Below are 11,920 nucleotides of genomic sequence, written 5' to 3' on the forward strand. Positions count from 1 at the left end.
GGCCGTTGGTCGTGCGTCTCGCGTGACAGGTGGTGCGTCGTGCGTTTCACGTGCCCGTGGTGCGGAGTCGCGCCGGTACGGGGTCAGGCCGTGCCGAGTGCCGTGGCGCGCGCGGCGAAGTAGGCCTGGTGCGGATCACGGTCCGGGTACGACCAGGGGACCTCGGTCGGGTACCGGCCGATGCGCTGGAACAGGGCCGCGGACTCGGCCGCCCGGCCCTCGCAGAACGTGGCGTGGGCCAGGAAGTTGAGGTCGACGAAGGCGCGCGGGTGCACCGACTCGTGCGGCATCTCCCACTCCAGCCACCAGTCGAAGGACGCCTTCATCACCTGCCGGGCGCGGCGGCTCGTCCAGTGCCCGGAGGCGACCGGGTCCTTGTTCTCGCTGCCCGTGGTGGCGAGCACGCGGTAGCGCTCGGCGTGCGCGACGACCGGGAGCACCGACAACGGCGAGTGGTCGGGGGCCTGTTCGGCGGCCCAGGACGCGAAGTCGTACACCTCGTGCAGCGGGTCCTGGCCCGCGCCGGGCCGCCGTTCGGCGAGCCGCGCGACCATCAGATGGTGGGCGTGGTGGTGGTCGGGGTGCCGGTGGCGGACCTCGTCGAAAAGGCGTACGACGTCCTCCTCGTGGCCGAGCGTGCGCTCCAGGATCAGCAGCGCGAGCCACGGCGTGGGGTCGGCGGGGACGAGCGCCGCGGCCTCGCGGCAGGCGGCGCGGGCCTTCTCGGAGCGCTCCTTGCCGCGCAGCGCGCGGTGCACGGCGGCGAAGGCGAGCAGGGCGACGGCGTCGGCGCTCTCCGGTTCGGCGAGCCGCCAGTCGCGGGCCCAGGCCGCGGTGCTGGACTCGCGCCCGAGGACGTCGAAGCGGTGGCCCCTGCGGTCCCAGTCGTCGCCGGTGGCGGCGAGCAGCGCGCGCACCTCGGTCCAGCGGCCCTGGGCCAGGGCGGCGCGGGCGGCGGCGAGTTCGGCGTCGTCGAGGGCGGCGTCGAAGGCGTGCGCGGCCTTCTTGCGGGAGCGGCCGAGCGGAGGGGGCGGAGGTGGAGACACCGCGGGGTCCTCCCCGACGCGTTGGGCGAGCATGTGATCACACACAGCCAACCGGTATGCGCCACTCCGCGTCAAGGCCTCGTTACCGCCCCACCCGTGCGCGACCCCTTACCCCACCCGCCCCAACCCTGCTTCGGGCCGACCGACCTGACGCCCCCGACCGACTTGACGCCGCGCGACCGACCTGACGCCCCCGACCGACTTGCCCCCGCCCTCCCGACTCGGGTGCCCGTCAGCCGACCGCCTTGCTGGCCGCCCGCCCCGCCGCGCGCCCCGAGAACAGGCATCCGCCGAGGAACGTCCCCTCCAGCGAGCGGTAGCCGTGCACTCCCCCGCCGCCGAACCCGGCGGCCTCCCCGGCCGCGTACACGCCCGGCAGCGGGTCGCCGCCCTCCTGGAGCACGCGCGAGGCCAGGTCGGTCTCCAGGCCGCCCAACGTCTTGCGGGTGAGGATGTTCAGGCGCACGGCGATCAGCGGACCGGCCTTGGGGTCCAGGATCGCGTGCGGCGCGACGGTCCTGATGAGCCGGTCGCCGACGAATTTACGCGCGCCACGAATGGCGTTGACCTGCAGGTCCTTGGAGAACGGGTTGACGATCTCGCGGTCGCGCGCAGCGAGGGTGCGGTGCAGCGCGGCCTCGTCGATGAGGGGTTCCTTGGTGAGGGCGTTCATGCCCCGCACGAGCGCGCCGAGGTCGCGCTCCACGACGAAGTCCACACCGTGGTCCATGAACGCCTTGACCGGACCCGGCATGTCCGCGCGCGCCCGGTCGATCACGCCGCGCACCGACTTGCCCGTCAGGTCGGGGTTCTGCTCCGACCCGGAGAGCGTGAACTCCTTGCCGATGATGCGCTGGTTGAGCACGAACCACGTGTAGTCGTACCCGGTGTGCATGATGTGGTCGAGCGTGCCGAGCGTGTCGAAGCCGGGGAACAGCGGTACGGGGAGCCGGTTGCCGCGGGCGTCCAGCCACAGCGAGGACGGGCCCGGCAGGATGCGGATGCCGTGCTTGTCCCAGATCGGGTTCCAGTTCTCGATGCCCTCGGTGTAGTGCCACATGCGGTCCCGGTTGATCAGGTGCGCGCCCGCGCCCTCGGCGATGCCGAGCATCAGGCCGTCCACGTGCGCGGGCACCCCCGAGATCATCTTCTCCGGCGGGGAGCCGAGGCGCTTCGGCCACTGGGCGCGTACGAGGTCGTGGTTGCCGCCGATGCCGCCCGACGTGACGATCACCGCCTGGGCCCGGAACTCGAACGAGCCCGTCACCTCGCGGCTGCTCGCCTTGCCCCGCTCCACGCCCGACGGCTCCAGGATCTCGCCGCTCACCGTGTCGACGACGCCGCCCGTGCGCGACAGGCCCGTCACCCGGTGGCGGAACTTGAACTGCACCAGGCCGCGGGCCGCGCCCTCGTGGACGCGGCGCACGAACGGGGCGAGGAGGCCGGGGCCCGTGCCCCACGTGATGTGGAAGCGGGGTACGGAGTTGCCGTGGCCCTGGGCGTCGTAGCCGCCGCGTTCGGCCCAGCCGACCACCGGGAAGAAGCGGACGCCCTGGGCGTGCAGCCAGGGGCGCTTCTCGCCCGCCGCGAAGTCGACGTACGCCTCCGCCCACTTGCGGGGCCAGTGGTCCTCCTCGCGGTCGAAGGCCGCCGTGCCCAGCCAGTCCTGCAGCGCGAGTTCCCGGTGGTCCTTGACCCTCATCCGGCGCTGCTCCGGCGAGTCCACGAAGAACAGGCCGCCGAACGACCAGTGGGCCTGGCCGCCCAGGCTCTGCTCCGGCTCCTGGTCGACGAGGATCACCCTGCGGCCCGCGTCGACGAGTTCGGCGGTCGCCGTGAGGCCGGCGAGGCCCGCGCCGATCACGATGACGTCTGCGTCGTAGGCCATGGGGGGGCTCCTCTGGATCGTCGGCCGGTGGGGGGGTGCGGGGCGGTTACCGGTGAGTCAGATCCTGGGTTCGGCGGGGGGTGGAGTCAACCGTTTGGGGGTGGGGAAGGTGGCTCGTCCCCGCGGGACCTTCCCCCATCCCACCGGCGGGGGGGGCGAGGGCGGGGCCCTCGGGGCGTGGGGTTGGATGGCGGGATGAGTACGGATGAGGCCGCCGATCCGGCGGACGAGGTGGTGGCCGTCGTCGACCTGGACGACAACGTCGTGGGGGCGGCGCCGCGGGGTGAGGTGTACGGGCACGGGCTGCGGCACCGGTGTGTGTTCATCGAGGTCCGGGACGCCCAGGGGCGCGTGTTCGTGCATCGGCGCACCTCGACCAAGCTGGTCTTCCCCTCCCGGTACGACATGTTCGTCGGCGGCGTCGTCGCGGCGGGCGAGTCGTACGACGACGCGGCGCTGCGCGAGGCCGAGGAGGAGCTGGGCGTGAGCGGACTCCCCCGCCCCGTGCCCCTGTTCAAGTTCCTGTACGACGACGGCGCCGGGCGCACCTGGTGGTCGGCCGTGTACGAGGTGCGCTGCACGACCCCGGTCAGCCCGCAGGTCGAGGAGGTGGCCTGGCACGACTTCCTCACCGACGAGGAGCTGGCCCGGCGCGCGGGCGAGTGGGACTGGGTGCCGGACGGCCTGGAGGGGTACGAGCGGCTGCGGGCGTTCCGGGCCGCCGGGTAGCCCAGCGCGGCCGGGCGGCCCGGCGGGCGGCAGCCGCCCGGGGCGAGCTAGCGTGCAACGGTGAGCACCTTCGTACAGAGCCTGCGGCTGTGGTTCTCCCCCGAGCGCGTCCGGCAGGACGGCGACACCCCCGACTACCGCTTCTCCCTCGCCAACGAGCGCACCTTCCTGGCCTGGCTGCGCACCGCGCTCGCCCTGATCGGCGGCGGCTTCGCCGTGGACCAGTTCCTGCCCGACCTGCGCTGGGGCGTGCGCGTGGGCCTCGCGATCGCGCTGCTCGCCGCCGGGGTGCTGTGCTCGCTGCGCGCGGTCAACCACTGGGTGCGCTGCGAGCGGGCCATGCGCCGCGGCGATGACCTGCCCGCGTCCCGCTTCCCGGCGCTGCTGGGCGTGGTGGTGGCGGTGGTCGCGGTGGCCATGGTGGTGGTCGTGGTGTTCGGGTGGGAGGGGTGACGGGCCGCGGGGCCGCGGGGAACGAGGCGGCGGGGAACGGGCCCGGGGGCCACGGCGCCCCTGGTCACGGGGCCGGTCCGGCCGGAGGGCACAGCACGGGTGGGACGGCCGAGGGCGCCTCGTCCCAGGACCCCGCACCCCAGGACCCCAGCCTGCCCGACCCCGCCCCGCGCGACCCCGGCCTCCAGCCCGAACGCACCCGCCTCGCCTGGCGTCGTACGACCCTCACCTGCACGGTCGCCGCGGTCCTCGGCGCCCGGGCGGCCCTGCACAACGGGGCGTCCGTGGTGGCCGCCGTCGCGTGCGCGCTGTGCCTGTTGCTGTGGCTGGGGTTCCTGGCGGTCGCGCACCGCAGGATGACGGCGCTGACGGCGGCACGCCCGCACCCGTTCAGCCGCCGCGCGGCCGCCGCGGCGGCACTGTGCACGGGGGCGCTGGCGGTGTGCGCGGCGGCACTGGTCCTCTAGCCGGGCCTCCGGAAGCCGGGCCTCCGGAGGCAGCCGCCCCCGGACCGGGGCAGCGCACCCCTGCCACCCGCGTCTCGTCGGACACCCCCACCGCCCCCAGGCTCGCCACCCTCCTCAGCCCTCCTCGGCCCAATCCACCCGCACCACGATCTTCCCCCGCGTCCGCCCCTCCTCGATCAGGCGGAACGCGTCGGCCGCCTGTTCCAGGGGGAACGTCTCCTGGACGTGGACGGTGAGGACGTCCTGTTCGACGAGTTCGGTGAGGCGGGTGAGGTCGGCGGGGTCCGGGCGGACGAAGCAGTACTGGCCGCCGAGGGCGATGACGGAGCCGTCGGCGATGGAGGCGAGGCGGCCGCCGGGGGCGAGGAGGTCGGCGGAGAGCTTCAGGGTGTCGCCGCCGATCGTGTCGAAGGCCGCGTCGACGCCTTCGGGGGCGAGGGCGCGCACCCGCTCGGCGAGGCCGTCGCCGTAGGTGACCGGTTCCGCGCCCAGCTCGCGCAGGAAGGCGTGGTTGCGTTCGCTGGCGGTGCCGATGACGCGGGCGCCCGCGTGCCGGGCGAGCTGGACGGCGAAGGCACCGACGCCGCCCGCGGCGGCGTGCACGAGGACGACGTCGCCCGCGGTGACGGCGAGGGCCTTGGTGATCACCTGGTAGGCGGTGAGCCCGGCCAGGGGCAGCCCCGCGGCCTCCTCGAAGGAGAGGTTGCGGGGCTTGCGCGCGAGGGTGCGGACGGGGGCCGCGACGTACTCGGCGAGGGTGCCGCGGGAGAGGAAGTCCTCGCGTACGTAGCCGATGACCTCGTCGCCGACGGCGAACTCCGGGGCGGCGACGCCCGGCTGCACCACCACGCCCGCCACGTCCCAGGCGGGGATCACGGGGAAGACGGGGTCGAGGGCGGCGTCGAGGTAGCCCTCGCGGCACTTGTAGTCGACGGGGTTGAGGGCCGCGGCCCGCACCTTCACCAGGACGGTGTCGGGGCCGACCTTCGGGTCGCGCACGTCGCCGTACTCAAGGACCTCGGGTCCGCCGTACGCGCGGTAGCTGATCGCTTTCATCGGGTCGCCTCACGGAGTCATAGAAGTACTGAAAAGGTTTCACAACGGGATCAAACAGGCATCGAGGACTAGCCTGAGAGAGTCACCGGCACGGCCGACAGGGACACCTCCCGCACGGAAGGCGCACGTCATGACCACGCTCCACCAGGAACACGCGGCCCACGAGCACACGCACAGCCCGACCTGCGGACACCAGGCGGTCCCGCACGGCGACCATGTCGACTACGCGCACAACGGCCATCTGCACACCGCGCACGACGGCCACTACGACGAGTGCGAGCCGGCCGCGCACGTCGCCCACGAGGGCCACGACCACCAGCACGGCGAGGGCTGCGGGCACGAGGCCGTGCTGCACGGCGACCACGTCGACTACGCCCACGACGGGCACCGGCACGCCGCGCACGACGGCCACTGGGACGACCACTGAGCCCTCCTCCCAGGGCGCCCGGTCACCCCTTCCCCGGCCGGGCGCCCGCTCCTGGACCCCCTCACCCCCCGCGATCCTGATCACGTTCGGGCCGGGCCCCCTGGACGACATACCGACTGGTCGGCATCATGAACGCCAGCGCGTTGGCAACGCCGTCCGCCGTCCGCCGCCCGTCGTTCATGATCAGGAGCGATTCACCCATGAGTCCAGACCGTCCCCTCGGCCCGCCCGGCCTCGACCTCGACCGGCTGCGCGGCCACCTGGACCGCGAACGACCGGGCCTGCTCGCCGCGGGCCCGCTCACCGCCCGGCTGATCGAGGGCGGCCGGTCGAACCTCACGTACGCCGTGACGGACGGGGCGGCGCACTGGGTGGTGCGGCGCCCGCCGCTCGGCCACGTCCTGGCCACCGCGCACGACATGCGGCGCGAGCACCGGGTGATCAGCGCCCTGCACCCGACGGACGTGCCGGTGCCGCGGCCGGTGCTGCTGTGCGAGGACGAGGAGGTGATCGGCGCCCCGTTCTACGTGATGGAGTTCGTGCGGGGCACGCCGTACCGCACGGCCGAGCAGCTCGTGCCGCTCGGCCCGGAGCGCACCCGCGACGCGATCCTCGGTCTCGTCGACACCCTGGTGGACCTGCACGCCGTGGACCCGGAGGCCGTCGGGCTCGGCGACTTCGGGCGGCCCGCGGGCTTCCTGGACCGGCAACTGCGGCGCTGGGGCAAGCAGTTGGACGCCTCGCGCGGCCGCGACCTGCCCGGCATCGAGGAGCTGCACGCGGCCCTCGGCCGGGCCCTGCCCACCTCCCCCGCGCCCACGGTGGTGCACGGCGACTACCGTCTGGACAACGTCCTGCTTGACACCACCGGCGACACCGACCGCATCACCGCCATCCTCGACTGGGAGATGTCCACCCTCGGCGACCCGCTCACCGACCTGGGCCTGGTCGTGATGTACAGCGTGCGCCTGGAGGTACCCGACTCGCCCGTCAGCACCACGGCGGGCGCCCCCGGCCACCCGGACCCGGCCGAACTGATCGAGCGCTACGCGGCCCGCTCCGGCCGTGATGTCGCCGCCGTGGCCTGGTACACGGCGTTCGCCTGGTTCAAGCTCGCCGTGATCCTGGAGGGCATCCACTACCGCTACACCCTCGGCCAGACGGTCGGCACGGGCTTCGACCGCATCGGCGACCTCGTGCCCGTCTTCATCGAGCACGGCCTGACCACCCTGTCGGAAGCCTGAGAGGACCCGGACCACACCATGCACTTCGCATACGACGCCCGCACCGAGGAACTCCGCGGCCGCCTGCTCGCCTTCCTGACCGAGCACGTGCTGCCCGCCGAGCCGGTCGCCGAGGAGCAGCGCGCCGCCCTGGCCTCGCCGTGGGACACGCCCGCCGTCGTCGGGGAGCTGAAGGCCGAGGCGCGCCGTCAGGGCCTGTGGAACCTCTTCCTGCCGGACAGTCAGGACGGCTCGTACGGGGCGGGCCTGACGAACCTCCAGTACGCGCCGCTCGCCGAGATCACCGGCCGCAGCCCGCACTTGGCGCCGACCGCCCTCAACTGCGCGGCCCCGGACACCGGCAACATGGAGGTGCTCGCCCAGTTCGGCACCGACGAGCAGCAGAAGCAGTGGCTGGAGCCGCTGCTCGCGGGCGAGATCCGCTCGGCGTTCGCCATGACGGAGCCCGAGGTGGCCTCGTCGGACGCCACCAACATCACCACGCACATCCGGCGCGAAGGCGACCAGTACGTCATCAGCGGCCGCAAGTGGTACATCTCCGGGGCGATGAACCCCGACTGCAAGGTCTTCATCGTGATGGGCAAGACCGACCCGGACGGCGCGGACATCCGCCGCCAGCAGTCGATGGTGCTGGTGCCCCGCGACACCCCCGGCGTCGAAGTCCGCCGCGCCATGCGGGTGTACGGGTACGAGGACCACTCCCACGGCGGCCACGCGGAAGTGGTCTTCGACGAGGCGCGGGTGCCCGTGGCCAACCTCGTCGGAGAGGAGGGCGGCGGCTTCGCCATCGCCCAGGCGCGGCTCGGCCCCGGCCGCATCCACCACTGCATGCGGCTCATCGGCATGGCCGAGCGCGCCATCGAGCTGATGTGCCGCCGGGCCGTGGACCGCACCGCGTTCGGCAAGCCGCTGGCCCAGCAGGGCGTGGTCCAGGAGTGGATCGCGGACGCCCGGGTCGCCGTCGAGCAGGTGCGGCTCCTGGTCCTGAAGACGGCCTGGCTGATGGACACCGTGGGCAACAAGGGCGCGCACACCGAGATCCAGGCCATCAAGATCGCCACCCCGCGGGCCGTCGTCGACATCCTCGACCGCGCCGTCCAACTGCACGGGGCGGGCGGCGTGAGCCAGGACTTCCCGCTCGCCGAGCTGTGGGCGGCGGCGCGCACGCTGCGCCTCGCCGACGGCCCGGACGAGGTGCACCAGCGGTCCCTGGCCCGGCGGGAGCTCAAGCGGTACCTCTGAGCCGACCGTCACAGCCGGGGCGGGCCCGGGGTCCGGTCCCGGACGTCGGGCCGGGGCGCGGGCCCCGGCCCGGTCAGCGCGGGCCCGGGCGCCGTCCCACGGGCGGGCTCAGGGCCGCAGCGCCCGCAGCAGCAGGTCCGCCAGGTGGTCCGCGACCTGCTGCGGCGTCAAGGGACCGTCGGGGCGGTACCACGTCGACAGGTGGTGGACGGAACCGAAGTGGTAGTCCACGACGAGGTCGGCCGGGGTCGCCGTGGAGAACACCCCGGCCTCCTGGCCCTCCTCGATCAGCGCCCGGAACCGCTCGTGGTAGCGGCGCCGCTCGGCCCGTACCTGCTTGTGCTTCTCGGGGCTGAGGTGGTGCATCGACCGGAAGAAGATCGAGGCGTCGTCGAGGTTCGCGATGGTGGTGACGACGACGTCGGCCGCCGCGTCCCGCAGCCTCCGCTCCACCGGCTCGTCCGCGTCGGCGAACGCGTCGAGCCGCTCCTGCTGCACCCGCAGCATCCGCGCGTACACCTCGTGCAGCAGGTCGTCCTTCGATCCGAAGTAGTGGTACAGGGCGCCCTTGGTGACGCCCGCCGCCTCCACGATCTCCTGCACGGACGTACGGTCGTAGCCGCGGTCGGCGAAGAGCCGGGTGGCGGCGGCGAGCAGCCTCTGCGGGACGGGCGTCCCGTCACCGTCCGTCGTTCTGGCCACTGCCGCCACCTGCCTTCCGTTGCATGCTGTTCAGGTCTTCCAGCCGTCCCGCCGCGATCCGCCGCGGGTCTTCATGGACGGGAACGCAGTTCCCGCCGGAGGATCTTCCCACTCGCGGTCTTCGGCAGCTCCTCCAGGACCTCCACCGCACGGGGGTACTTGTACGCGGCGAGCCGTTCCCTGCAGTACGCGACCAGTTCGGCCGGCGATCCCCCGGCCCCGGCCCGCAGGCTCACATAGGCCTTGACGCTCTCGCCCCGGTAGGCGTCGGGCACCCCGACGACGGCCGCCTCGCGCACCGCCGGATGCGAGTACAGGACGTCCTCGACCTCGCGCGGCCAGACCTTGAACCCGGACGCGTTGATCATGTCCTTCTTGCGGTCGACGACGTACAGCCAGCCTTCGGGGTCCATGAAGCCGATGTCGCCGGTGCGCAGTTCGCCGCCGGGGAAGGTCTCGGCGGTGGCCTCGGGCCGCTTCCAGTAGCCGGGGACGACCTGCGGGCCGCGCACCACGATCTCGCCGGACGTGCCGAAGGGCACCTCCGCGCCGAGTTCGTCGACGATCCGGACGACCGTCTCGGGCCCGGGCACGCCGACCGCGAGGGTCCCGGAGTCCGGGTCGACGGGCGCGGCGCGGCCGGGCGGCACCGAGACGCACGGCGCGGTGCACTCGGTGAGGCCGTAGCCGTTGTGGAGGTAGGGGCCGAAGCCCGCGCGGAACTTCTCCACCAGGGCGGGCGGCAGCGGCGCGCCGCCCGACGAGATCAACACGAAGGAGTCGAAGTGGGCGCGGGTGGCGGCCGGGTGGGCGGCCAGGGCCATGAAGGCGGTGGCCGGGCCGACGGTGTACGCGGGCCGGTGCTCGGCGAACGCGTCGAGGACCACCCCGGCGTCGAAGCGGTAGGCGAGCGCGAGCGTCCCGGCGTTGGTCAGGCAGGCGGCGAGCTGGGCGACCATGCCGGTGATGTGGAAGAGCGGGGCGAGGGCGAAGTAGCAGGCGCCCTCGGGGACGCCGGATCCGGCGCGCTGGCGCTCGGCGTTGTAGGTGATGTTGCCGTGGGTGTTCATGGCGCCCTTGGGGGTGCCGCTGGTGCCGGACGTGTAGCTGATCAGGGCGGTGTCGGAGGGGCCGGGTTCGCGGCCGCCGGGCGCGGGCAGGCCCTGCCGGGCGACGGTCACCAGGTCGTCGGCGTCCGCGGCCCGCGGCAGCCGCTCGAAGCCGAGGACGCGCGGGTCGTCGCGGGTCTGGAGGTCGAGCTGGCAGGCGGTGAGGACGATGCGGACGCCGGTGCCCGCGGCCGTCTCGCGCAGGTGGCTCTCCCAGGCCCGGTCGGCGCAGACGAGCGCCGTCACGTCGGCGTCGGTGAGGACGTGCCGGGTCTCGGCCGACTTGTACATGGGGTTGACGGGCACCACGGTGGCGCCCGCCTTCCAGGCGCCGAGCAGCGCGATCACGAAGTGCGGGGTGTTCTGCAGCATGATCGCGACGCGGTCGCCCCGGACCAGGCCGCGGGCGGCGAGGTGCCCGGCGACGGAGTCGGTGAGGGCGTCCACCTCGCGGTAGCTCAGGCGCCCGTCGAAGTAGGCGAGCGCGGTGCGGTCGGGCGCGGCGAGGACGGAGGAGCGGAAGGCGTGCGTGAGGGACGCGGCGGGGGCGACGGGGGCGCGCTGGGCGTCACTGAGGAGGGCGAGCCAGGGCTTGGCGGCGTACGGGGAGGGGGGCGTCGGGGTGGCCCGGGTGGTGGGGCCGGTGGGGGCGGCGGGAGCCGCCGGGGTTTCGCTCACCGCTCGGCGGCCTCCCACTTCTGCTGGATGTGGTTCATGCCGGTCAGCCACTTGTCGGGGGTCGCGGCCCGCGCCTGGTAGTAGGCGGCGACCTCCGGGTGCGGCAGGATCAGGAAGCGGTCCTCGGCCATGCCGGTGAACAGCGCGTCGGCGACGTCCGCGGGCTCGATCGCGGTGGGCGCGAGGACGAGTTCACCGGCGGAGCCCGCGGCGGTGAGCATGTCCGTGCGCACGCCCTGCGGGCAGATCGCGTGCACCTGGATGCCGCGGTGCCGATAGGTCAGGGACAGCCACTCGGCGAAGGCGTACGCGCCGTGCTTGGTGACGCTGTAGGGCGCGGCGCCGACCATCGTGAGCAGCCCGGCCGCGGAGACCGTGGACACGAACCGGCCCTCGCCCCGCTCCAGCCAGCCGGGGATCAGGGCGTGCGCGGCCCGGACGTGCGCCATGACGTTGACGTCCCAGGCGTCGGCCCAGACCCGCTCGTCGGCGGCCTCGGTGCCGCCGGACGCGAGCCCCGCGTTGGCGCAGTACACGTCGACGGTGCCGTCGAGCGCGGCGAGGGCGTCGGCGACGACGGCGGAGGCGTCGCCGGGCAGGGCGACGCCGTCCACCTCGGCGGCCACCTCCGCCGCTCTGGCCGGGTCGAGGTCGTTGACGACGACACGGGCCCCGGCGGCGGCGAAGCGGCGGGCCAGGGCGGCCCCGATCCCGCCGCCCGCGCCGGTGACGACGACTCCCTTGCCCTGCAGGCTCTCCACGGGTGGTCTCCTTCGGCCTCGGTCACACACGCGTCGACCACGTGCCGGTCGATCACGCTCTCCGCCGCAGACTAACCAGTCGGTATGTTGTGGCGAAAGGGGGTCTCCGGTACCGGCG

At 73.8% G+C, this 11,920-nt stretch carries 12 protein-coding genes; 6 read left to right on the forward strand and 6 right to left on the reverse strand.

Annotated elements, in window-relative coordinates:
* Positions 1-83: 83 nt before the first annotated feature.
* Both IE274_RS29705 and IE274_RS29710 read right to left on the reverse strand, forming a co-directional pair.
* On the reverse strand, positions 84-1,079 hold the full coding sequence (locus IE274_RS29705; RefSeq protein WP_190119004.1) for a hypothetical protein: 996 nt from the start codon (positions 1,077-1,079) through the stop codon (positions 84-86).
* Between the two features lie 199 nt (positions 1,080-1,278).
* Positions 1,279-2,934 (reverse strand): FAD-binding dehydrogenase, encoded by a 1,656-nt coding sequence (locus tag IE274_RS29710; protein WP_190119005.1) that lies wholly within the window; start codon positions 2,932-2,934, stop codon positions 1,279-1,281.
* A 195-nt stretch (positions 2,935-3,129) separates the two neighbouring features.
* Between IE274_RS29710 and IE274_RS29715 the strand changes: the two genes are divergently transcribed.
* The 3 genes from IE274_RS29715 to IE274_RS29725 all read left to right on the forward strand — a co-directional run bounded on the left by IE274_RS29715 (position 3,130) and on the right by IE274_RS29725 (position 4,583).
* Positions 3,130-3,663 (forward strand): NUDIX hydrolase, encoded by a 534-nt coding sequence (locus IE274_RS29715; protein WP_190119006.1) that lies wholly within the window; start codon positions 3,130-3,132, stop codon positions 3,661-3,663.
* Between the two features lie 60 nt (positions 3,664-3,723).
* Positions 3,724-4,116 (forward strand): YidH family protein, encoded by a 393-nt coding sequence (locus tag IE274_RS29720; protein WP_190119007.1) that lies wholly within the window; start codon positions 3,724-3,726, stop codon positions 4,114-4,116.
* Between the two features lie 152 nt (positions 4,117-4,268).
* Positions 4,269-4,583, forward strand: coding sequence for a DUF202 domain-containing protein (locus tag IE274_RS29725; protein ID WP_190119125.1), 315 nt, complete (start codon positions 4,269-4,271; stop codon positions 4,581-4,583).
* A gap of 114 nt (positions 4,584-4,697) precedes the next feature.
* On the opposite strand, the gene IE274_RS29730 is transcribed toward IE274_RS29725, so the two are convergent.
* Positions 4,698-5,639 carry an NADP-dependent oxidoreductase gene (locus IE274_RS29730; RefSeq protein WP_190119008.1) on the reverse strand — a complete coding sequence of 314 codons (942 nt, stop codon included), beginning with the start codon at positions 5,637-5,639 and terminating at the stop codon, positions 4,698-4,700.
* A 130-nt stretch (positions 5,640-5,769) separates the two neighbouring features.
* Here IE274_RS29730 and IE274_RS29735 point away from each other — a divergent pair, with 130 nt between their 5' ends.
* From IE274_RS29735 to IE274_RS29745, 3 genes are all read left to right on the forward strand, one after another.
* Positions 5,770-6,066 (forward strand): hypothetical protein, encoded by a 297-nt coding sequence (locus IE274_RS29735; protein WP_190119009.1) that lies wholly within the window; start codon positions 5,770-5,772, stop codon positions 6,064-6,066.
* 200 nt (positions 6,067-6,266) lie between these two features.
* Positions 6,267-7,310, forward strand: a complete 1,044-nt coding sequence (locus tag IE274_RS29740; RefSeq protein WP_190119010.1) for a phosphotransferase family protein — start codon at positions 6,267-6,269, stop codon at positions 7,308-7,310.
* Positions 7,311-7,328: 18 nt separating this feature from the next.
* Positions 7,329-8,552: an acyl-CoA dehydrogenase family protein gene (locus IE274_RS29745; RefSeq protein ID WP_190119011.1), complete on the forward strand. Its 1,224-nt coding sequence runs from the start codon at positions 7,329-7,331 to the stop codon at positions 8,550-8,552.
* Between the two features lie 108 nt (positions 8,553-8,660).
* On the opposite strand, the gene IE274_RS29750 is transcribed toward IE274_RS29745, so the two are convergent.
* From IE274_RS29750 to IE274_RS29760, 3 genes are all read right to left on the reverse strand, one after another.
* Positions 8,661-9,254: a TetR/AcrR family transcriptional regulator gene (locus tag IE274_RS29750; RefSeq protein ID WP_030356177.1), complete on the reverse strand. Its 594-nt coding sequence runs from the start codon at positions 9,252-9,254 to the stop codon at positions 8,661-8,663.
* A 71-nt stretch (positions 9,255-9,325) separates the two neighbouring features.
* Positions 9,326-11,041 (reverse strand): class I adenylate-forming enzyme family protein, encoded by a 1,716-nt coding sequence (locus IE274_RS29755; protein WP_229909896.1) that lies wholly within the window; start codon positions 11,039-11,041, stop codon positions 9,326-9,328.
* On the reverse strand, positions 11,038-11,802 hold the full coding sequence (locus IE274_RS29760; protein ID WP_190119013.1) for an SDR family oxidoreductase: 765 nt from the start codon (positions 11,800-11,802) through the stop codon (positions 11,038-11,040). The genes IE274_RS29755 and IE274_RS29760 overlap by 4 nt, the downstream gene beginning before the upstream one ends.
* Positions 11,803-11,920 lie beyond the last annotated feature (118 nt).

This window comes from Streptomyces flavofungini, assembly GCF_014650815.1.
GTDB classification, from domain to species: Bacteria; Actinomycetota; Actinomycetes; order Streptomycetales; family Streptomycetaceae; genus Streptomyces; species Streptomyces flavofungini.

What these genes read in the sequence shown, in the direction of transcription:
- IE274_RS29710 (WP_190119005.1), bottom strand. Translation starts at nt 2,934, where the DNA reads ATGGCCTACGACGCAGACGTCATCGTGATCGGCGCGGGCCTCGCCGGC.
- IE274_RS29745 (WP_190119011.1), top strand. Translation starts at nt 7,329, where the DNA reads ATGCACTTCGCATACGACGCCCGCACCGAGGAACTCCGCGGCCGCCTG.
- IE274_RS29735 (WP_190119009.1), top strand. Translation starts at nt 5,770, where the DNA reads ATGACCACGCTCCACCAGGAACACGCGGCCCACGAGCACACGCACAGC.
- IE274_RS29715 (WP_190119006.1), top strand. Translation starts at nt 3,130, where the DNA reads ATGAGTACGGATGAGGCCGCCGATCCGGCGGACGAGGTGGTGGCCGTC.
- IE274_RS29740 (WP_190119010.1), top strand. Translation starts at nt 6,267, where the DNA reads ATGAGTCCAGACCGTCCCCTCGGCCCGCCCGGCCTCGACCTCGACCGG.
- IE274_RS29730 (WP_190119008.1), bottom strand. Translation starts at nt 5,639, where the DNA reads ATGAAAGCGATCAGCTACCGCGCGTACGGCGGACCCGAGGTCCTTGAG.
- IE274_RS29705 (WP_190119004.1), bottom strand. Translation starts at nt 1,079, where the DNA reads ATGCTCGCCCAACGCGTCGGGGAGGACCCCGCGGTGTCTCCACCTCCG.